Raw genomic sequence first — 21,053 nt, forward strand, 5'->3', positions numbered from 1 at the left:
CTTCAAGCGCCAATTCGGGGGTCTGCAACCATGAGCCTGCAATCGCGTATCATCCTGTCGCTTGCCGCAGCAGTCCTGTGGCATCCCGCATCGGCCATGGCTGCCGACTACGAACCGCCGATCGTCGTCGAGAACGCACCGGAATATGTTCCGGTCGAGGTCGCCTCCAGCTGGTATCTGCGCGGTGATGTCGGATACAATTTCAACAGGCCGTTCAAGAATAATGAGATCGGCCCGAGCCCCATATTCTCTTTTGAGGAGAACAACAGCGCCTTCAACGGCGGCGTTGGCATGGGCTATCATTTCAACGATTTTCTGCGCGGCGAGTTGAACGTCAGCTTCCTCTCAAAGAATAGCGCCGAGCTCAGCTATCTGACCGTTGACCCTGCCGACCTCTCGACGGTCGTATCCGGCGTGTCCGAAAGCGCGAAGAACTGGGCCTGGAGCGGCATGGTCAATGGCTATGCCGATCTCGGCACCTTTGTCGGGCTGACCCCCTATGTCGGCGCAGGCGTCGGCGTGTTCTATTCCAGGCGAAGCTATTCCTACGCTGAAGACTTCCGTGACTCGGCCTTCGTCGATGTCGACTATCGGGACAGCAAGAGGCAGACGACCTTCGCCTATTCGCTCGGCGCCGGCCTTGCCTATCAGCTGACGCCCAATACATCCGTCGACTTGGGATACCAGTACCTTTCAGCACCAAACGCAGAGCGTGTCGAGATGTACGAACCGGGTTCCTATACCATCTCAAAAGGCGTCCACTACCATCAGCTAAAACTCGGCCTGCGCTACGATCTCTGGTAGGCCGATCCAAAATCCAGACAGCATCGCGGCGGGCTTCGGGCCCGCCGTTTGTGTTTTGGGCATGGGCACCGCGGCACCGTGCGGGCACAAGGCAACCCGTCCGCGATTGACGCGTTGGTGTCAGACAAACCCGCGGAGAACGTCTAATGCAGACAACGCAAGCGGCCACGCCCACCAAAACAACCGACGCCAGAAAACGTCGCACCGAAGGCCGTGCGGAAGACCACGCGACGCTGGAGGAACAACTTCAGGAGGGGCTCGAAGACACTTTTCCTGGCAGCGATCCCGTTTCGGTGACCGACACCGTAATTCCCGGCCGACCCAAGGAGCACCGCCAATAAAACCCGCCCGCGCAGGCGAGCGGGCGCGTGCGTTACTTCGACGGTGACCCTTCGTGTATGGCCTTCTTTATCTCGGCCCGGAATGCCGGCGTGTCGTGCTCGCCATGTACGGACACTGCGTGCTGAACGGCAGCGTTGACTAGCTCCTCTTCCGAGTCAGCGACAATCGCGACCGTGCACTTGGTTTCGCTCGGGAATTCGCGGCAGTCGATGTATTTGCGCATCTCCTCACCTCCCTCCAATTGGCGCCAAGTCGTCTTCCGGAAAAATACGCCCACGGCCGATTGGCGACAAATCACAAGATAGGCCCACGGTAGCTCCAACGCCCTCCTTCACTGGTCGATCAGAATCCCCGCCTCCTTGGCGGCCTCGATGAAGGCGTGTCGCGCTTCCGCGGCCGATCGATAGCCGTCCAGCGCCTTCAGGCAGGTGTCCCGTGCTTCATGGTGCTTCGGCCCGCGCTCTCCAGGCCAATGGACGCTCATCAAAACATCCACCGCCTCGCGCGCCGAGGTGACGCTCCGGTTCGTGCCTAGCCTGATGGTGACAGGCTTGATGAAGCGCTTGTCGCTCATCACGCGACCTCGCTATGGAATACCAGTCAACGCGGCGCGATTCGATCTGTTCCGCCCAGGAGTTCCGACCATGACCTACAAGTTCCCGGACGGCCTCCAGCCGTTGTCGACCTGGCTCACGAAGAACGGCGTCGAAGCTGCCGAAATCAAGTCCGAGCGACAGGCCGCGTTCTTTGCACAGCAACTCGCCGGGACGCGGTTCAGATTCCCCGCGAAGGGCGCGTCATGCCTCGCCCTGCTCCAGCAGATCCAGGAGGTCTTGCCCGAGCAGGCGCAGGCGACCGGCTCCATCCCTGATGGGGATGCCTCGCCCCGATCGAAGAAGGGTCGGAACGCATCTTCGTCGGGAACGCGTTCCGCCGGCGCTTCGCTCGATCTGACCGGCCTCGTGATCTTCGCCGACGGCGGTTGCGAGCCGAACCCCGGCCCCGGCGGCTGGGCCTTTGTGGTCTATCGCGACGGCGTCGAAATCCATGCCGGCTATGGCGGCGAGAGGGAGGCGACCAACAACACGATGGAACTGACGGCGGCGCTGAACGCTCTGCGCTGGTTCGCCGGCCTCGGCGTCGACGAGCCGGTCCGCCTGCTCTGCGACAGCCAGTATGTCGTGAAGGGCTGCAACGAGTGGCGGCATGGCTGGAAGAAGAAAGGTTGGAAGCGCGGGCCGAGCGCTCCGCTGGCCAATGTCGAGCTCTGGCAGGCGCTGGACGAAGCCCTCGCACTGGTGCCGATCACCCTCGAATGGGTGAAGGGCCACGCCGGCACGACCGGCAATGAACGCGCCGACGAAATGGCCGAGATCGGCCGGCAAGGCGTGTTGGCGGCGCGCAAGCGCGCCTGACGCGCCAGTTGGTTCGTTTTTGAACAGCGTTCCGATCTGAAACAGCGCGTCTCGCCGGCGGTTGACGGTCCTGGCATCAGCCGCAACCGCGGCTACCCCGCGCTACTCATGGCTTTCAATCGCCAGAGTTGCGCGTCGGACCTGTCTCATTTTGGAACGAATCCTGTCGGCACGGCACTTGCATTGAATAGTGTGCCGGCGCTTGCCGGTCCTGTTCATGTCTCATGTCAGGTCTAAGGCTCGCCGGGGTTTGGGGACAGGGGTGTCGCCTCGGCGAGCTGCAGATGATGCGGCAGCCCGGGACGGAACTCAAGACCGCAACGTCTGCCCATGCCGGCCCAACGGGCCGGAATGGAAACCGCCCCCAAATGATGGAAGCGGGCCCCACCTCACAGTTGCGCAGGTCTATCAGACGTGGCTGACGAAGCCGGGCGTGCGGGCGGCCGCAGGGTCAGGCGGACGCTTCGTCCGCCAGCGTGTTTTCGATTGCGGCGATGTTTTGTTCCAGCAGGGCCACACGCTGCATGGTGCTGTTGCTCGGCACCGCGCCGGATTGTGCCGCCGAAATGAGAAGCTGCCGCTGCTCGTCTTTCAGTCGTTTTGATAGAGCGACGAGCTTTTCGCGCATTGAATGTCCCCATGGTCCGGCTGCAGCCTATAGTTCACAAGGGCTCATCCTGTCCACAGGCACCGGCGCAGATCATCGCTTGCCGTGTCCCGCCACGGCTTCCGCCTCCGCGGTGACCAGCATGGCATGCGATGAGCGCGATACTTGGCTGCCTCCTCGGGGTGCACAGGTGTCGCTTTCGCACGGCAGATTGTCGCAAATCCGATTTCCTCTTGCGGCCGTGAGCTCTTTGCCATATCTCCGCCCGTGGGCCACCCCTCCCCAACGAGGGGCGTGCTATCTGGAAGGATAGGATCAACATGACCACACTGCCGAAACCGGACATACGTCCGGCGAATCCCAATTTTTCATCCGGCCCCTGCACAAAGCGCCCCGGCTGGTCCCTCCAAGCTCTCGCAGACGCAGCCCTCGGCCGCTCCCACCGCGCCAAGATCGGCAAGACCAAGCTCCAGCAGGCCATCGACCTCACGCGTGAGGTTCTGCAGGTGCCGGCCGGCTATCGCATCGGCATCGTGCCTGCGTCCGACACCGGCGCAGTCGAAATGGCGCTTTGGTCGCTGCTCGGCGCACGCGGCGTCGACATGGTCGCCTGGGAAAGTTTTGGCGCCGGCTGGGTGACCGACGTCGTCAAGCAACTCAAGCTGCCGGATGTCCGCACCTTCGAAGCCCCCTATGGCGAGCTCGTCGACTTCTCCAAGGTCGATTTCGACCGCGACGTGGTGTTCACCTGGAACGGCACGACTTCCGGCGTGCGCGTGCCGAACGCCGATTTCATTCCGGCCGACCGCCAGGGCCTGACGATCTGCGACGCGACCTCGGCCGCCTTCGCGCAGAGGCTGGACTTCGCCAAGCTCGACGTGGTGACCTTCTCCTGGCAGAAGGTTCTGGGCGGCGAAGGCGCGCATGGCATGCTCATCCTGTCTCCCCGCGCCGTGGAGCGGCTCGAGACCTACAAGCCGGCTTGGCCGCTGCCGAAAATCTTCCGCCTGACCAAGGGCGGCAAGCTGATTGAAGGCATCTTCAAGGGCGAGACCATCAACACGCCCTCCATGCTGGCGGTGGAAGACTATCTCGACGCGCTTAATTGGGCGAAGTCGATCGGCGGCCTCGACGCCCTGGTTGCCCGCGCCGACCGCAACTTCGCGGTGCTCGACGCCTTTGTCGAAAAGTCGCCCTGGCTCGCCAATCTGGCGACCGACCCGGCCACGCGCTCGAACACCTCGGTCTGCCTCACCATCGTCGACGGCCAAGTGACCGCGCTCGACGCCGAGGCACAGGCTACCTTTGCCAAGGGCATCGTCTCCGCCCTCGACAAGGAGGGCGTGGCCTATGACATCGGCGCCTATCGCGACGCGCCTTCGGGCCTGCGCATATGGGCCGGTGCAACCGTCGAGGCGTCCGACCTCGAGGAGCTGACGCACTGGCTCGACTGGGCGTTCAAGAACCAGAAGGCCGCGCTCGCAAACGCGGCCTAAGTTCAAGGCATGTGGCGACCGGGTTGGGACGGTCGCCAATTTTCACCGATTTGAATTTCACCTGATGGAGGCCTTTATGGCACCTCGCGTACTCGTATCCGACAAACTCTCCCCTACCGCCGTGCAGATCTTCAAGGATCGCGGCGTCGAGGTCGACTATCTGCCGGACCTCGGCAAGGACAAGGAAAAGCTCGCCGAAGTCATCGGCCAGTATGACGGCCTCGCCATCCGCTCGGCCACCAAGGTCACCGAGAAGCTGATCGCCGCAGCGACCAATCTCAAGGTCGTCGGCCGCGCCGGCATCGGCGTCGACAATGTCGACATTCCGGCCGCCAGCCGTCGCGGTATCATCGTGATGAACACGCCCTTCGGCAATTCGATCACGACCGCCGAGCATGCGATTGCGCTGATGTTCGCGCTGGCCCGCCAGATCCCCGAAGCCAACGCCTCCACCCAGGCCGGCAAGTGGGAGAAGAACCGCTTCATGGGTGTCGAGATCACGGGCAAGACGCTGGGCGTGATCGGTTGCGGCAACATCGGCTCCATCGTGGCCGCGCGCGGCGTGGGCCTGAAAATGCACGTCATCGCCTTCGACCCCTTCCTGTCGGAGGACCGCGCCTCTGAACTCGGCGTCGAAAAGGTCGAACTGGACGACCTGTTCGCCCGCGCCGACTTCATCACGCTGCACACGCCGCTCACCGACAAGACGCGGCACATCATCAACGCCGACGCCATCGCCAAGATGAAAAACGGCGTGCGCATCATCAACTGCGCGCGCGGCGGCCTGGTCGTGGAGGCCGACCTGATTGCCGCGTTGAAGAGCGGCAAGGTGGCGGGCGCCGGCATCGACGTGTTCGAGGTCGAACCGGCCACGGACAGCCCGCTGTTCGGCATGGAGAACGTGGTCACCACGCCGCATCTCGGCGCCTCGACCACCGAGGCGCAAGAGAATGTGGCGCTGCAGATCGCCGAGCAGATGTCGGACTACCTCATCAAGGGCGCGGTCTCCAACGCCATCAACATGCCGTCGATCACGGCCGAGGAAGCGCCGCGGCTGAAGCCGTTCGTCAAGCTTGCGGAAGTGCTCGGCGCCTTCGTCGGCCAGGTCACGGAAGACCCCATCAAGGAGGTCGAGATCCTGTTTGACGGCTCGACCGCCGGAATGAACACCAAGGCGCTGATCAGCGCCGCCCTTGCCGGCCTGATCCGCCCGCAGGTGGCCGACGTCAACATGGTGTCGGCGCCGATCATGGTGAAGGAGCGCGGCATCATCGTCGCCGAGGTCAAGCGCGACAAGTCGGGTGTGTTCGACGGCTACATCAAGCTGACGGTGAAGACCGAGAAGCTGACCCGCTCCATTGCCGGCACTTGCTTCTCCGACCACAAGCCGCGCTTCATCCAGATCAAGGGCATCAATCTCGACGCCGAGGTGGGCCAGCACATGCTCTACACCACCAATGCCGACGCGCCGGGCATCATCGGCCTGCTCGGCACGGTCTGCGGCGAGAATGGGGTCAACATCGCCAACTTCTCCCTCGGCCGCGACCGGCCGGGCGGCAACGCCATCGCGCTGCTCTATCTCGACGCGCCCTTCCCGGAAGAAGTGCTGGCCAAGGTGCGCGCGCACAAGTCGATCGACTCGGCCAGGCCGCTGCATTTCGACGTCAACAGCAACTGAGGCGAACCGACTTCGGCTAATGCGAAAGGCGCCGGGCAATCGGCGCCTTTTTTCTTGCTCAAAGGGCGCTTCTTGACGTGCCAGTGCCCTACACAAGTTAGCGTATCCGTTGGGCCGCGTTTCCTGCTAAGCTCACGCAGCTTCGGAGGCAGAGCATGAAACTGATCGTCGACGTACGCTGGGACGCAGAAGCTTCAGTCTGGTATGCCGTTTCGAGAGACAAGACGGGATTGGCAACAGAAAGCGAAACCCTTGACGGGTTGCGGCAACGTATCCTGGCAGTTCTGCCGGGCCTGCTGGATTTGAAAGATCCATCCGAAGTCGAGGTGGAGTTGGTCGTACACGGAATTTCGACCGCAAACGGCCCCATAGCGGCAGAATAGTTGCCGGTATCAAATGCACATCGTAGCTTGCGAGCCGGCAACTTGGACCGGTCGCGCAATCGATGCAGAATTTTGCGAAGCCTCTGAAAAAGCTGCTGGTCGAAGCTGGTTGGGAACTGCTTCGCCAAGGCAGGGCGATCACGAGATTTGGCATCACCCCGGAACGGGCCAGCGTGTTACGATCGTTACGTTCCTGAAATCTCGACATCTGGCAAATGCCATTCTCAAGGATGCAGGCCTGCCGAAGGCGTTCTGATCGGCGCCATCTTCGATACGCTGTGCCCGGAGCCGCGTTGCGATGCATGGCCTGTTCAGGACAGACAAAGGTTGCAGCGCGACGAAATTGTTGTAGGTGCCACCCCAAAGAATGGTCGCGTTCCGGCTTTCTTGCCATTATAGAGGCCTGTCGTTCTATACGTTTGGGCCGCACGCGCGGCATGGAAGGGAAGAAGTCATGGCCAATGTGGTTGTCGTCGGCTCGCAGTGGGGCGACGAAGGCAAGGGCAAGATCGTCGACTGGCTGTCGGAACGCGCCGATGTGGTGGTGCGCTTCCAGGGCGGGCACAATGCCGGCCACACGCTGGTGATCGACAGCAAGGTCTACAAACTGTCGCTTCTTCCCTCCGGCATCGTGCGCAAAGGCAAGCTCTCCGTGATCGGCAATGGCGTGGTCTTCGACCCGCACGCCTTCGTCGCCGAAGCCGAGAAGCTGCGCGAGCAGGGCGTCGAGGTGACGCCCGAGAGCCTGAAAATCGCCGAAAACACCTCGCTTATCCTGTCGCTCCACCGGGAGCTCGACGGGTTCCGCGAGGACGCGGCCTCCAGCTCCGGGACCAAGATCGGAACCACCCGCCGGGGCATTGGCCCGGCCTATGAGGACAAGGTCGGGCGCCGCGCCATTCGGGTGATGGATTTGGCCGACTTGAGCACATTGCCCTCGAAGGTCGACCGGCTGCTGACGCACCACAACGCGCTGCGGCGCGGCCTCGGCCACCCCGAAGTGGCACACGAGACGATCATGCAGGAGCTGACCTCGGTTGCGGACAAGATCCTGCCCTATATGGACCGGGTCTGGAAGATCCTCGACGACCGCCGCCGCGCCGGCGAGCGCATCCTGTTCGAAGGTGCGCAGGGTACGCTGCTCGACATCGACCACGGCACCTATCCCTTCGTGACCTCCTCCAACACCGTGGCCGGCCAGGCAGCACCCGGTTCGGGCATGGGACCCAGCGCCATCGACTATGTGCTGGGCATCACCAAGGCCTACACCACCCGCGTCGGCGAGGGTCCGTTCCCGACCGAGCAGAAGAACGAGATCGGCGAATTCCTCGGCACCAAGGGCCATGAGTTCGGCGTGGTGACCGGGCGCAAGCGCCGCTGCGGCTGGTTCGACGCCGTGCTGGTGCGCCAGGCCGTCGCCGTCAACGGCATCAAGGGCATCGCGCTCACCAAGCTCGACGTGCTCGACGGCCTCGATGAGATCAAGGTCTGCACCGGCTACATGCTCGACGGCGAGCTGATCGACTACCTGCCGGCCAGCCAGGGCGCGCAGGCGCGCGTCGAGCCGGTCTACGAGACGCTGGAAGGCTGGAAGGGCACCACCCAGGGCGCCCGCAGCTGGAACGACCTTCCGGCCCAGGCGGTCAAGTATGTGCGCCACATCGAGGAACTGATCGGGGCGCCGGTGGCGCTGCTGTCGACCAGCCCCGAGCGGGACGACACCATACTTGTGACCGATCCCTTTCAAGACTAGTTTTTGCCCACTCCCGGCCGGACAGGTTCCGGCCGGAACCGAAACCTATAGGTCAACAAAAGCATGGCAGATTTCGTTGCGGTTCTGAGGAAGACGCTGGACGGGCTGACCGATCCGACGCCCGCTCTCAGGCAAAAAGTCTACGACAAGGCTCGCGCAACCATCAATGCGAAGCTGGCAGCGGTCAATCCGCCGCCGCCGCAGGCTGTGGTCGACCGCCAGAAGCGCGCGCTGGAAGACGCCATCGCGACGCTTGAGAAAGAATATGCGGACCACGCCAGCCCGAAGGTCAGCAGCGACCCACTGCAGGAGCTGGAAAGCGTCTTCGCCTCGATAGAGCGTCAGAAGAGCGCGCCGCCCAAGCCGATTGAACCCGTGCGCCCGCAACCGGCCCGGATGGAGCCCCCTGCCAGGCAAGAGCCTGCGCGGCCCGAGCCCGCGCGCAGGGAGGCTGCGCCTGTCGAATCCAGGCCCACGGCCGATGCCGCGCCAAAGCCCGGAATCGCAGCCAGGGCGGAGGCGACCAAGGCCGCTCCGGCACCCGCCATGGACGCGCGGCCCAAAACCACGCCATCGACTACGCCTCCCAGTTCGTCCGGGGATGCAGCCGCATCGGCCAAGGGCGGTTTCTATCCTCCTGCCGCCGATGACGATGACGATGATGATGACGTAATGGCAGTCGAGGCAGAGGGCGGGAGCGACAAGCGCCGGCTCATCGCCATCGCCTCTGCCGCGGTCGTCGGGCTGGCCGTCGTGGCGGGCGGCGGCTACGCCATCTGGCACGGCAAGCAGACGGGAACGGAGCCCAGCCAGCAGGAGGCGGCAGCGCCAGCGCCGAAGCCGGCTGAACCCGCGCCGGCGGAACCCGCACAAGCGGCCGGAACGCAGGTCGCGCCTGAAGCGGCGCAACCCAAGCAGGCGGCCAGCGACACCGGAACGGAGCAAAAGTTCACCCAGCGGCTGAATGCCGATGGCAGCGAAGTCGACGCCGGCTCGGCCGGCGGCACGGCGGCGATCGGGGAAGGTACCTCCGTGGCTGCGGCCACCCAGCCGCCGCAGGACGCCGCGCCCGCCAATCCGGCCCAGCCCGCGGACGCAACAGCCGGCACGACGGCTCCCGCATCAAGCGGAGTTCCCGCCGCGCAGCCCGGCGTTGCAGTCGGCCAGCGCGCGATCTTCTACGAGGAGCGCACCAGCGTTGCCCAAGGCTCGGCCGAGCCCGGCAGCATCGTCTGGTCGATCGTGCAGGAATCGCCGGGCGGCGACCTGCCGCCGGAACCTGCAATCCGCGCCGAGGCGACCATCCCCGGCAAGGATCTGCAACTGCGCATGACGATCCGCCGCAATGCCGACCAGACCCTGCCGGCCAGCCACATCATCGAGGTGATCTTCCTGACGCCGGAAGGCTTTGAGGGCGGCGGCATCGAGAACGTGCTGCGCGTGTCGATGAAAGGCTCCGAGCAGGAACCCGGCAGCCCGCTGATCGGCATTCCGGCAAAGATCGCCGACGGCTTCTTCCTTATCGCGCTCACAGACGGCAAGCCGGAGTTGGAAGCCAACATGACGCTGCTGCGCAGCCAGAGCTGGATCGACGTGCCGATCATCTACAAATCCGGCCGCCGCGCCCTGTTCACTATGGAAAAGGGCATTCCCGGCCAGAAGGTGTTCGACGAGGCGATCAAGGCCTGGCAGGCCGCCTCCGGCAACAGGAACGGCTGATATCCCAGCAGCCGAAAAAAACGGCCCCGCACGGGGCCGTTTTTCTATCCAGATCGATCAGACGGCGCCTGCCCTTTTCGCTGAAGTTACCCCTCCAGTTCCTCGCGCAGCATTTCGAGTTCCAGCCATTCGTCTTCCATCGCGGCAAGCGAGGCGCGCTCCTTGTCGAGGGCGGCGATGGTTTTCTGGAAGCCCCTCGGGTCGCGCTCGTAGAAAGCCGGATCGGCGATGTGGTTTTCCAGCTCGGCGATGGAGGCCGACACGGCCGCCATCTTCGAGGGCAGGTTCTCCAGCGCGAACTTCTGCTTGAACGACAGCTTCTTCGCAGGTCCCTTCGGTGCCGACGGAGCGGCATCCGCGCGCGGCGCCTCGGCCGACTGCTTGCGGGCGTCACGGCGGTCGTTCAGCCGCGTGCCGCCGCGCTGGGCCAGCATGTCGGAATAGCCGCCGGCATATTCCAGCCAGCGCCCGTCGCCTTCCGGCGCGATTACGCTGGTGACGGTGCGGTCGAGGAAGTCGCGGTCGTGGCTGACGAGGATGACGGTGCCGGGGAAGCCTGCGACCAGTTCCTGCAGCAATTCCAGCGTCTCCATGTCGAGGTCGTTGGTCGGCTCGTCGAGGACCAGAAGGTTCGCCGGCCGCGCCAGCACGCGCGCGAGCAAGAGCCGCGCCCGCTCGCCGCCGGAAAGCTCGCGCACCGGCGTGCGCGCCTGCTCGGGCTTGAACAAAAAGTCCTTCATGTAGGAGACGACATGGCGCTGCTCGCCATTGATGACGAGGTTTTCGCCGCGGCCGTCGGTCAGGTAATGCGCCAGTGTCTCCTGCGGGTCGACCGACTCGCGCTTCTGGTCGAGCGTAGCGATTTCCAGATTGGTGCCGAGCCGAACCGTGCCCGTGTCGGGCGCAAGCTCGCCGGTCAGCATCTTCAGCAGCGTCGTCTTGCCGGCGCCGTTCGGCCCCACAAGGCCGATGCGGTCGCCGCGCTGGATGCGCGTGGAAAAATCCCTGACCACGGTGAGGTCGCCGAAGCTCTTCGAGATATTCTTTGCCTCGATCACGAGCTTGCCGGATTCGGCCGCGTCGCTCGCCACCATGGTGGCCACGCCTTCCGCGCCCTTATGGCCACGGAAGCGCTGGCGCATGGTCTGCAGTTCGCCCAGCCGGCGCATGTTGCGCTTGCGGCGCGCGGTGACGCCATAGCGCAGCCAGTGCTCCTCACGCACGATCTGGCGGCCGAGCTTGTGCTGCTCGCGTTCTTCCTCCTCCAGGATCGTGTCGCGCCATTCCTCGAAATGCGCGAAGCCCTTCTCCAGCCGCTTCGTCTGGCCACGATCGAGCCAGACGGTGGCCTTGGACACGCGCTCCAGGAAACGACGGTCGTGCGAGATCACGATCAGCGCCGAGGAAGAACGGACGAGTTCGTCCTCCAGCCATTCGATGGTCTTCAGGTCGAGATGGTTGGTCGGCTCATCAAGCAGCAAAATGTCAGGCTCGGGCGCCATGACGCGAGCAAGTGCCGCGCGGCGCGCCTCGCCGCCGGAGAGGTCGTCGGGGCGCTCGTCGCCGGTCAGGCCGAGATGTTCGAGCAGATAGGTGGCGCGGTAGGGATCGTCTGCCGGTCCGAGGCCAGCCTCGACATAGGCGCGCACAGTGGCGAAGCCGTCCATGTCCGGCATCTGCGGCAGATAGCGGATGGTGGCCGATGGCTGGCGGAACACCTCGCCGTCCTGCGCCTCGACCATGCCGCCGGCGATCTTCAGCAGCGTCGACTTGCCGGAGCCGTTGCGGCCGACCAGCGCAATGCGGTCGCCGGCAGAGGCCGAGAGGACTGCGCCGTCGAGCAGCGGCGTGCCGCCAAAGGTCAGTTTGATGCCGTCGAGATTGAGAAGCGGAGGCGCCATGTCGAGTTCAATGTTCCGGAAGGGGATTGGGATGGGCGATGAGGAGCGCGCGGCCGCGTTCGAGCGAGATGCGCAAGCCTCCCCTCACCTCGTTGGAGAGCGTGAGCGACGAGCCGAAGGCCACCTCGACGTGGTCGAGCGGCCATTTGGCGCCCTCTTCGGTCAGGCCCGACAGTTCCGAAAAGCCCAGCACAGAAAACAGCGTGCCGTCGGCATAGTCGAAGCTGGCGGTGCCAGGCAGCAGCGGCTGTCCTTCCTGCGCGCCGCTTGTCAGAAATGTCGGCGTGCCGGCCTCGGCCAGCTTGAGCGCCAGCGCCAGATGCAGGAAGGCGTGGTCGGCGCGCGGGCCGCCGAAGGCACCGGCCAGCACCAGCGAGGTCGCGCCGCGCTCGAGCGCCGCCGAAATCGCCAGTTCGCCGTCGGTCTTGTCCTTGTCCGAAGAGAAGCTTTGGCGCTCGACGGCGGCATAGCGCTCGGAGAGCTCCTGCGGCGTGGAGTCGAAATCGCCGACCCAAAGCTCCGGCGTCACGCCCAGCGTCGCTGCATGGCGAATGCCGGAATCCGCGGCGATCACGCGGCAGCCCGCAACCTGGGCGTCGAGGCGCGGCGTGCGGACGAGCTCGCCGCCAAGCAGGATGAGAAATCGGCTCATGGTGGCCCGCTCTATCACGCGCGCCCCTTGGAACGGAAGGCCGGGTTTCGCGTCTTTAGGGATGTGCGAGACATGTGGCTTGCGTAGCCATGAGCTTCGGCCTATGTCTCGTGACGCTCTAACGGGGTGCCGAACGCAATTTTTTCGCGATTCGGCTGAGAGGCAAGGGGGAAACCTGGCCAACCCGCTGAACCTGATCCGGTTTGTACCGGCGGAGGGATTAGATGCATCGGACGCCCGGCGCTTCAATTCCCTTTCAACTTTTGGATGAAGGAGGCGCCGATGCGCTCGTTATTATTCTCAGCTGTTTCGACCCTGGCCGTTGCGGCCGCCCTGCCGGCGTTCGCCGCCGACAAGCTGACCGTCTACACCTATGAAAGTTTCACCTCCGAATGGGGTCCCGGCCCGCAGGTGAAGAAGGCTTTTGAAGCCGAATGCGGTTGCGAAGTCGACTTCGTCTCGGTCGCCGACGGCGTGGCCCTGCTCAACCGCGTCAAGCTCGAGGGAAGCTCGACCCAGGCAGATATCGTGCTCGGTCTCGACACCAACCTGACGGCCGAAGCCAAGGCCACCGGCCTGTTCGCGCCCTCGGGCATCGACCTCGCCAATGTGCAGGTGCCGGGCGGCTGGAACGACGACACCTTCGTGCCCTTCGACTACGGCTATTTCGCCGTCATCTACAACACCGAGACGCTGAAGAACCCGCCGAAGAGCCTGAAGGAGCTGGTCGACGGCGACCCGGCCGAGAAGATCGCCATCCAGGACCCGCGCACCTCGACGCCGGGGCTCGGCCTGCTGCTCTGGGTCAAGGCGGTCTATGGCGACCAGGCGCCGGAAGCCTGGGCCAAGCTGAAGAAGCGCGTGCTGACGGTGACGCCGGGCTGGAGCGAGTCCTACGGCCTGTTCACCAAGGGCGAGGCGCCGATGGTGCTGTCCTACACCACCTCGCCGGCCTATCACATGGTTGCCGAGAAGACCGACAAGTACCAGGCCGCAAGCTTCGAGGAAGGCCACTATCTGCAGGTCGAGGTCGCCGGCATCACCACCACCGGCGAGAAGAACCCGCTGGCGAAAAAGTTCATGGAATTCATGACCGGCCCGGGCTTCCAGGACGCGATCCCCGAGACCAACTGGATGTTCCCGGCCGGCAAGACCGACAATCCGCTCGACCCCGCCTTCGACAGGCTCGTCAAGCCGACCAAGACACTCATCATCAGCTCCGAGGACGTGGCTGCCAACCGCAAGGCCTGGGTGGACGAGTGGCTCGGCGTGATGAGCGAGTGAGCGACAGCCGCAGCATATCCTCCCCCTTTGAGGGGGAGGTGCCGCCGCGGGCGACGGAGGGGGTTGCTGGAGGCAGCGCGGGACGCAATCGAATGTCGAGCACGGCCACAACGACCCCACCCCCGGCCTTCGGCCGGCCCCTCCCCTCGAGGGGGAGGGAGGCGCGCGACTCCCGCGTCACCGCTGGCGTCATCGCGCTGGCCGCTATCGCCGTTCTGATCGGCGGCGCTTTCGCGGGATTGCTGCTTGAGGGCATCGAAGACCTGTCGGGTGCGATTGCCGCCTTCGACGGCTATCTCTTTCGTGTCGCCCGCTTCACGCTGTGGCAGGCGATGCTTTCGACCTTGCTCTCAGTGGTGCCGGCTATTTTCGTTGCCCGCGCGCTTTCGCGGCATCCGAAATTCCCGGGCCGCGGCCTGATCCTCAAGCTCTTTGCCGTACCGCTGGCCTTGCCGGCCATCGTCGCCGCGCTCGGCGTGCTCGCGCTCTATGGCCGCGCCGGCTATTTCGCCGGCCCTCTGGCAAGGATTTCGGGCGGGGACTGGCCGGGCATCTATGGCTTGTCGGGCATCCTGGTCGCGCATGTGTTCTTCAACCTGCCGCTCGCAACCCGCCTGTTCCTGGAAGCGCTGAATACCGTGCCGGCCGACCAGTGGCGGCTGGCGAGCCAGCTCGGCATGGGCGCGCGCGCAGGCTTCCGGCTGATCGAATGGCCGGCGCTGCGCGCCAGCCTGCCCGGCGTGGCGGGCCTCGTCTTCATGCTCTGCATCACCTCCTTTACCATCGTGCTGACGCTGGGCGGCGGGCCGCGTGCCTCGACGCTGGAGGTGGCGATCTACCAATCGCTGCGCTTCGACTTCGACCCGGCCCGCGCCGTGGCGCTGACGGCACTGCAGATCCTGCTCACCGTGGCCGTGGTGGCGGCACTGGCGAGGCTCGGCGCCAATGTCACCGGCGACGCAAACCTCTCCGTGGTTCCGCGCCGCTACATTCCCGCAAGTCGCGGCGAAACCGCGTTCGACATAGCGTTGATCGCCATTACCCTCGTCTTCGTCACCGGGCCGATGCTGGCGATGGTCCTTTCCGGGCTCGAGGCCGATCTCGCCCGCCTGGCCGGCGAAACCACGGTGCGCCGCGCCGCCGCCACAAGCCTCGTGCTGGCCTGCCTGTCGGCGCTGCTGTGCGTGGTGCTGACCGTGGCGCTCACCATGGCGCGTCGGGCGCTGGCGCTGCAGCGTGCCGGCAAGGGAACGCGCAGCCTGCTGGAGCGCGCGACCGACACCGGCGCAGGCTTTGTGTTGGTCGTGCCGCCGATCGTCATCGGCGCCGGCTGGTTCGTGCTTTTGCGCAACACCCAAAATGTCTTCGCGCTGGCGCCGGTGATGGTGGTGACGGTCAATGCCGTGATGGCGATGCCGTTTGCGCTGCGCGCGGTGCGCCCGGCCTATGATGCCGCCAGCGAACGGCACGAGCGCCTGTGCGCCCAACTCGGCATTGTCGGCTGGAGCCGCCTTCGCCTCATCGAATGGCCCGTCCTGCGCCGCCCACTCTCCACCGCCTTCGCCTTCGCCATGGCGCTGTCGCTCGGCGATCTCGGCGTCATCGCGCTGTTCGGCAGCGACCAGGTGCAAACCCTTCCCTACCTGCTGCTTGCCCGCATGGGCAGCTATCGCACCGCTGACGCCGCAGGTCTTGCCCTGCTGCTCGGTCTCATCTGCCTCGCGCTGATGGCGCTTGCCGACCGCCTCGGAAAGGACACCACGCCATGACCTCGCTCGCCCGGACCGGAGGCATCGACGTCAGGCTGGATGATGTCGCCTTCACCTACGAGGACATGCGCATGCGCTTCGACGCGACGATCGAGGCCGGTTCCATCACTTCCGTGATGGGGCCCAGCGGTGCCGGCAAGTCGACCTTCCTCAACCTGATCGCCGGCTTCGAGAAGCCGGAGGCTGGCCGCGTGCTGATGGGCGGCATCGACGTCACCAAGGCGCCGCCTTCGGCACGGCCGGTGTCGATGGTCTTCCAGGAAAACAATCTCTTCGCCCATCTCAGCGTCGAGCAGAATGTCGGCCTCGGGCGTTCACCGGCGCTGCGGCTGACCGAAGCCGACCGCGCGGCTGTGGCCGACGCTCTCGCCCGCACCGGACTTGCCGGCAAGGAGAAGCGCCTGCCGCGCGAGCTTTCCGGCGGCGAGCGCCAACGCGTGGCCCTGGCGCGGGTGCTGGTGCGCAACCGGCCGGTGCTTCTGCTGGACGAGCCATTCGCCTCGCTCGGCCCTGCCCTGCGCGAGGACATGGTGGACCTCGTTATGTCCGTTCATAAAGAACGAGGCATGACTGTTGTTTTCGTGACACACCAACCCGAGGACGCCAGGCGAATCGGCGGAAATCTGCTGTTTCTCGAACGGGGAACGGTCGTTGCGGCCGGCAAAACGGCGGCATTTTTCGACGAGGACGGGCCCGAGGCCTTCCGCAACTACGTCGGAACGGGAAGCAATGTGGCACAAATCCCGGAAATTGCCCGGAAGCCGACATAATTTTTAGCGAGAGCACCGCTTCAGGGCTCGTCCGGATTCTTGTTTTGTCAGACGGAGTATGGCTACGTCCTGCGATACGGCTTGCGGTGCTTCGCGGCCATGCCCGACGAAAGGAACTGATCTCTGTCGACCTGCCTGACTATCGCCGGATGGACGCTCCCGCCCGCAGGAACGTGCCTGCGCGCCGGCATGGCTGCCGCCCTGCTGGCGCTGGTCGCCGGCTGTCAGACGATCAGCGGCGACGTGAAGGAATCGGGCTTCCAGCCCTCCAACAATCCCGTCACGGTCGACAACGTCTCGCGCAACGACCGCATGGCCGAGCTTGCCAAGAGCCAGCACCCGCGCATCCTGGCCACCTATGGCGGCGAATACTCCGACCCGAAGCTGGAGCGCATGGTCGCCAAGGTGGTGGGCAACCTAACCACCGTGTCCGGCAACCCGACCCAGGCCTACCGCATCACCATCCTGAATTCGCCCAACGTCAACGCCTTCGCGCTGCCTGGCGGCTATCTCTACGTCACGCGCGGCCTACTGGCGCTCGCCAACGATTCGGCTGAGCTTGCCGCCGTCATCGCCCACGAGATGGGCCATGTGACGGCCAACCACGGCGTCCAGCGCCAACAGAAGGAAGCCGAGGAAGTGCTGGCCACCAAGGTGGTGACCGATGTGCTGGGCGAGAGCCCGACGGCCAAGGCTGCGCTGATCCGCGGCAAGCTCCGGCTTGCGCAGTTCTCGCGCAACCAAGAGCTTGAGGCCGACGCCGTCGGCATCAAGGCCAGCGGCCAGGCCGGCTTCGACCCCTACGCGGCCGGCCGCTTCCTGCAGTCCATGGCCGCCTACAGCGACTTCCGCTCTGTCACCGGCGCCACCGATCCGAGCCTCGACTTCCTGGCCAGCCACCCCAACACGCCGCAGCGCATCGAGCTTGCTCAGCGCCATGCGCGCCTCGTCGGGCCGCCCGGCTTTGGCGTGCGCGACCGCGATTCCTTCCTGACCGGCATCGACGGCATGCTCTATGGCGACACGCCGGAAGAAGGCTATGTGCGTGGGTCGACCTTCCTGCACCCGGGCCTCGGCATCTCCTTCACCGTGCCCTCCGGCTTCGTCATCGACAACAGTGCCGCCGCCGTCACCGCCAGCGGACCGGGCGACATGGCCATCCGCTTCGACGGCGTAACCATCGACCGGAAACTTTCGCTGAGCCACTATCTGCGCAGCGGCTGGGTCGCGGGGCTGGAGGCCGACAGCGTGCGGGCCGAGACAATCAACGGCAACGAGGCAGCCACGGCCACCGCACGCGCCGACGGCTGGCAGTTCGGCATCACCGTCGTCCGCGAGGGCGAGCAGGTCTACCGCCTGCTGACGGCCGCCCCGCTGGCGAGCACGTCGCTCGCATCCGTGTCGCGCTCGGTGAGCGACAGCTTCCACGTGCTGACGCCGGACGAGAAGGCAGCACTTAAGCCGCTGCGCATCCGGGTCGTCACGGTGCAGCCAGGCCAGACCATCGGCACGCTTGCCGCCAACATGGTCGGCGTCGACCGCAAGCTCGACCTGTTCCGCGTGCTGAACGGGCTAGCCCCCGGTGCGGCGGTGTCGGCCGGCGACAAGGTCAAGATCGTCACCGACAAATAAGGCCCCCCTTTCGGGAGGCCCAATTTTCCGAAGGTTTGGCCCCTGCCTCAGGCCGACAGGAAGGCCGGGCTTTCCTTCACCAGCGCCGTCTTCAGCTTCTCCAGCGCGCGGCTCTCGATCTGGCGCACGCGCTCCTTGGAGATGCCGAGCGTCTCGCCCAACGCCTCGAGCGTGGCGCCTTCGTCCTGCAGGCGGCGCTCCTCGATGATGCGCAACTCGCGCTCGTTGAGCACGCCGAGCGCCTTCTTTAGCCAGTCGGAGCGGCGTTCCACGTCGATCGCCTCGCCCACCACCTCGTCGGGCAACGGATCGTCAGACACCAGGAAATCCATGCGGTCGGCGGAGCCGCCGCTGTCGTCGATCAAAGGCGAGTTGAGCGAGGTGTCCGGGCCGGACAGGCGCGCGTCCATCATCGCCACGTCGGCCTCGGATACGCCCAATGCCGACGAAATCTCCTTGTAGAGCGCACTGCTCGACTGCGGGTCCTGGCCGCGCGCCAGGCGCGCCCGCAGCCGGCGCAGGTTGAAGAACAGCGCCTTCTGCGCCGAGCTGGTGCCGCCACGCACGATGGACCAGTTCTTCAGGATGTAATCCTGCATCGAGGCGCGAATCCACCAGGTCGCATAGGTCGAGAAGCGTACGTCGCGGCCGGGCTCGAAGCGGGCCGCAGCCTCCAGCAGGCCGACATGGCCTTCCTGGATCAGGTCGCCCATCGGCAGGCCGAAATAGCGGAACTTCGCCGCCATGGAGATGACGAGCCGCATATGCGCCGTGGTGATGCGATGCATCGCAGCCTGATCATGTTGCTCCTTCCAACGCAAGGCGAGCTCGTGCTCCTCGTTGCGTTCGAGATAGGGAGCCTTCATGGCCGCCCTGATCATGGTTCGCCTTGCCTTGTCCTCAGTCATGCTGCGCTCCCAAACTCTGGCGCAATTGCATTCCAAGTTGCGATTCTGGTGAGGTTCGCGGGGGAAGGATTTTGCAGTACCCGCGAGCCGCCCTACACGTCTTGCAACGCCCAGATCGAAGGAATGTTCCATGATCTCCGTCGACCGCGCCGAGCTCGCCTTCCAGCTGTTTGACGTCCTGCCAACCGCGAATCTGGCGGCGCTGATACGGTTCGCCGACTACGACCGCACCGCGATGGACGGGGTTCTGGACACGGCCGAGCGCATCGCCATGGAGCATTTTCTGCCGCATGCGGCGGTGCTCGACCTCGACGAGCCGCGCTTCGAGGACGGCAAGGTGGTGATGGATGAGCGCGTCGGCGCAGCCCTTGCGGTCTATCGCGAGGCGGGCTTTTTCGGCGCAGGCTTCGACCGCGAATTGGGCGGCATGCAGATGCCGGAAACACTGCGCGCGGCCACCGACTTCATGTTCTGCATGGCCAATATCTCCACCGCCGCCTATCCCATGCTGACGATGGGAGCCGCCAATCTCATCGCCGCCTTTGGAACGGACGAGCAGAAGGCGCTTTTCCTGCGACCGATGATCGAGGGGCGCTTCTTCGGCACGATGTGCCTGTCGGAACCGCAGGCGGGCTCCTCGCTCGCCGACATCGCCACGCGGGCCGAGCCGGACGGCGACGGCGGCTATCTGCTGACCGGCAGCAAGATGTGGATCTCGGGCGGCGACCAGGAGATCTCGGAAAACATCGTCCACATGGTGCTGGCTCGACTACCTGGCAGCCCGGCGGGCGTGAAGGGTGTGTCGCTGTTCATAGTGCCCAAGTTCCTGGTCAACGAGGACGGCTCGCCGGGCGACCGCAACGGCGTGGCGCTGGTGGGCCTCAACCACAAGATGGGCTATCGCGGCACCACCAACGCGGCCCTCAATCTGGGCGAGGATTTGCCCTGCCGCGGCTATCTCGTCGGCGAGCCGGACAAGGGGCTCTCCTACATGTTCCAGATGATGAACCAGGCGCGCATCGCGGTCGGCCTGGGCGCGACGGCGCTGGGCGCGGCCGGCTACCGCGCCTCACTGCTCTACGCCAGGGAGCGGCCGCAGGGCCGCCTGCCCGACAACAAGGACCCGCACGGCGCGCCGGTGCCCATCATCGAGCATGCCGACGTCCGCCGCATGCTGCTTGCGCAGAAGGCAGCCGCGGAGGGCGCGCTGGCGCTGCTGCTCTATGCCGCCTTCCTCGTCGATGCGATCAGGGCGGCGCCAAGCCCCGAGGCCAGCCACGACAGCCAGTTGCTGCTCGACCTGCTCACGCCCATCGCCAAGTCGTGGCCGGCGGAATTCTGCCTGGAGGCCAACAGCCTGGCGATCCAGGTGCTCGGCGGCTATGGCTACACGCACGACTATCCCGTGGAGCGCCTCTATCGCGACAACCGCGCGAACTCGATCCATGAGGGCACGCACGGCATCCACGGCCTGGACCTGCTCGGCCGCAGGGTGATGCAGGAGAATGGCGCCGGCGTGAAGGTGCTGGCGGCGCGGGTGATGGCCGATGTCACCCAGGCGCATGCCGTTCCCGCACTGACCGCCTACGCCGAGACGCTCGCCGAACATCTGCGCGAGGCCGTGGCCACCACCGGCAGGCTTGCCGGCACGGTGGGCATCGATCCCCGGCTCGGTCTTGCCAATGCCACGCTCTATCTCGACATGATGGGCCACGTCGTCATCGCCTGGATGTGGCTGCGGCAGGCGCTTGCCGCCATTCGCAAGCGTGGCGCGGAGGACGCGAACGTCGACTTCCTGCAGGGCAAGCTCACCGCCTGCCGCTATTTCTTCACTTATGAACTGCCCAAGGCCCGCACCCAGCGCGCCCTGCTCGACAGCCTGGACGACACGACGCTGACTGTGCGGCCGGAATGGTTCTGAGCCCTTGCGGCCACCGGCG

The 21,053-nt window shown here is 65.2% G+C and carries 19 protein-coding genes, 1 pseudogene and 1 riboswitch; of the genes and pseudogenes, 14 read left to right on the forward strand and 6 right to left on the reverse strand.

Annotated features, from left to right (window positions below):
• Positions 1-30 precede the first annotated feature (30 nt).
• The gene (locus ABLE85_RS08910; RefSeq protein WP_348792354.1) at positions 31-804 is read left to right on the forward strand and encodes an outer membrane protein; all 774 of its coding nucleotides are present in this window, start codon (positions 31-33) and stop codon (positions 802-804) included.
• Between the two features lie 146 nt (positions 805-950).
• Positions 951-1,145 (forward strand): hypothetical protein, encoded by a 195-nt coding sequence (locus ABLE85_RS08915; RefSeq protein WP_348792355.1) that lies wholly within the window; start codon positions 951-953, stop codon positions 1,143-1,145.
• A gap of 32 nt (positions 1,146-1,177) precedes the next feature.
• Here ABLE85_RS08915 and ABLE85_RS08920 read toward each other — a convergent pair whose 3' ends face one another.
• Complete coding sequence (locus tag ABLE85_RS08920) at positions 1,178-1,369, reverse strand: DUF1059 domain-containing protein (protein ID WP_348792356.1); 192 nt, start codon at positions 1,367-1,369, stop codon at positions 1,178-1,180.
• A gap of 108 nt (positions 1,370-1,477) precedes the next feature.
• Entirely contained in the window at positions 1,478-1,720 is a 243-nt protein-coding gene (locus ABLE85_RS08925) for a DUF982 domain-containing protein (protein WP_348792357.1), read from the reverse strand.
• 70 nt (positions 1,721-1,790) lie between these two features.
• On the opposite strand from ABLE85_RS08925, the gene ABLE85_RS08930 reads away from it, so the two are divergent.
• Positions 1,791-2,561 carry a ribonuclease H gene (locus ABLE85_RS08930; RefSeq protein WP_348792358.1) on the forward strand — a complete coding sequence of 257 codons (771 nt, stop codon included), beginning with the start codon at positions 1,791-1,793 and terminating at the stop codon, positions 2,559-2,561.
• 451 nt (positions 2,562-3,012) lie between these two features.
• On the opposite strand, the gene ABLE85_RS08935 is transcribed toward ABLE85_RS08930, so the two are convergent.
• Positions 3,013-3,189 carry a hypothetical protein gene (locus ABLE85_RS08935; RefSeq protein WP_348792359.1) on the reverse strand — a complete coding sequence of 59 codons (177 nt, stop codon included), beginning with the start codon at positions 3,187-3,189 and terminating at the stop codon, positions 3,013-3,015.
• A 299-nt stretch (positions 3,190-3,488) separates the two neighbouring features.
• Here ABLE85_RS08935 and ABLE85_RS08940 point away from each other — a divergent pair, with 299 nt between their 5' ends.
• From ABLE85_RS08940 to ABLE85_RS08965, 6 genes and pseudogenes are all read left to right on the forward strand, one after another.
• A complete protein-coding gene (locus tag ABLE85_RS08940) occupies positions 3,489-4,664 on the forward strand; it encodes a phosphoserine transaminase (RefSeq protein WP_348792360.1) in 1,176 nt (391 codons plus the stop codon).
• Positions 4,665-4,740: 76 nt separating this feature from the next.
• A complete protein-coding gene (gene serA, locus ABLE85_RS08945; protein ID WP_348792361.1) occupies positions 4,741-6,342 on the forward strand; it encodes a phosphoglycerate dehydrogenase in 1,602 nt (533 codons plus the stop codon).
• Between the two features lie 155 nt (positions 6,343-6,497).
• Positions 6,498-6,725, forward strand: a complete 228-nt coding sequence (locus ABLE85_RS08950; protein ID WP_348792362.1) for a DUF1902 domain-containing protein — start codon at positions 6,498-6,500, stop codon at positions 6,723-6,725.
• 62 nt (positions 6,726-6,787) lie between these two features.
• Positions 6,788-6,981, forward strand: a pseudogene (locus ABLE85_RS08955) (type II toxin-antitoxin system HicA family toxin).
• A gap of 198 nt (positions 6,982-7,179) precedes the next feature.
• Positions 7,180-8,478, forward strand: a complete 1,299-nt coding sequence (locus ABLE85_RS08960; protein WP_348792363.1) for an adenylosuccinate synthase — start codon at positions 7,180-7,182, stop codon at positions 8,476-8,478.
• A gap of 63 nt (positions 8,479-8,541) precedes the next feature.
• Complete coding sequence (locus ABLE85_RS08965; RefSeq protein WP_348792364.1) at positions 8,542-10,197, forward strand: hypothetical protein; 1,656 nt, start codon at positions 8,542-8,544, stop codon at positions 10,195-10,197.
• Positions 10,198-10,283: 86 nt separating this feature from the next.
• Here the strand turns inward: ABLE85_RS08965 and ABLE85_RS08970 are convergent, their stop codons facing one another.
• On the reverse strand, positions 10,284-12,098 hold the full coding sequence (locus ABLE85_RS08970; protein WP_348792365.1) for an ABC-F family ATP-binding cassette domain-containing protein: 1,815 nt from the start codon (positions 12,096-12,098) through the stop codon (positions 10,284-10,286).
• Between the two features lie 7 nt (positions 12,099-12,105).
• A complete protein-coding gene (locus tag ABLE85_RS08975) occupies positions 12,106-12,750 on the reverse strand; it encodes a thiamine diphosphokinase (RefSeq protein ID WP_348792366.1) in 645 nt (214 codons plus the stop codon).
• Between the two features lie 112 nt (positions 12,751-12,862).
• Positions 12,863-12,987: riboswitch (TPP riboswitch) on the forward strand.
• Positions 12,988-13,032: 45 nt separating this feature from the next.
• Here ABLE85_RS08975 and thiB point away from each other — a divergent pair.
• The 4 genes from thiB to ABLE85_RS08995 all read left to right on the forward strand — a co-directional run bounded on the left by thiB (position 13,033) and on the right by ABLE85_RS08995 (position 18,205).
• On the forward strand, positions 13,033-14,034 hold the full coding sequence (thiB, locus tag ABLE85_RS08980; RefSeq protein ID WP_348792367.1) for a thiamine ABC transporter substrate binding subunit: 1,002 nt from the start codon (positions 13,033-13,035) through the stop codon (positions 14,032-14,034).
• Positions 14,035-14,126: 92 nt separating this feature from the next.
• Complete coding sequence (thiP, locus tag ABLE85_RS08985) at positions 14,127-15,803, forward strand: thiamine/thiamine pyrophosphate ABC transporter permease (RefSeq protein ID WP_348792368.1); 1,677 nt, start codon at positions 14,127-14,129, stop codon at positions 15,801-15,803.
• Complete coding sequence (gene thiQ / locus ABLE85_RS08990) at positions 15,800-16,573, forward strand: thiamine ABC transporter ATP-binding protein (RefSeq protein WP_348792369.1); 774 nt, start codon at positions 15,800-15,802, stop codon at positions 16,571-16,573. The genes thiP and thiQ overlap by 4 nt, the downstream gene beginning before the upstream one ends.
• Positions 16,574-16,762: 189 nt before the next feature.
• Positions 16,763-18,205: a M48 family metalloprotease gene (locus ABLE85_RS08995; protein ID WP_348792370.1), complete on the forward strand. Its 1,443-nt coding sequence runs from the start codon at positions 16,763-16,765 to the stop codon at positions 18,203-18,205.
• A gap of 47 nt (positions 18,206-18,252) precedes the next feature.
• On the opposite strand, the gene ABLE85_RS09000 is transcribed toward ABLE85_RS08995, so the two are convergent.
• Complete coding sequence (locus tag ABLE85_RS09000; protein WP_348792371.1) at positions 18,253-19,113, reverse strand: RNA polymerase factor sigma-32; 861 nt, start codon at positions 19,111-19,113, stop codon at positions 18,253-18,255.
• Between the two features lie 130 nt (positions 19,114-19,243).
• On the opposite strand from ABLE85_RS09000, the gene ABLE85_RS09005 reads away from it, so the two are divergent.
• A complete protein-coding gene (locus ABLE85_RS09005) occupies positions 19,244-21,034 on the forward strand; it encodes an acyl-CoA dehydrogenase (protein WP_348792372.1) in 1,791 nt (596 codons plus the stop codon).
• Positions 21,035-21,053: the final 19 nt, after the last annotated feature.

It is taken from the genome of Mesorhizobium sp. KR1-2 (genome assembly GCF_040045035.1).
Lineage (GTDB): Bacteria > Pseudomonadota > Alphaproteobacteria > Rhizobiales > Rhizobiaceae > Pseudaminobacter.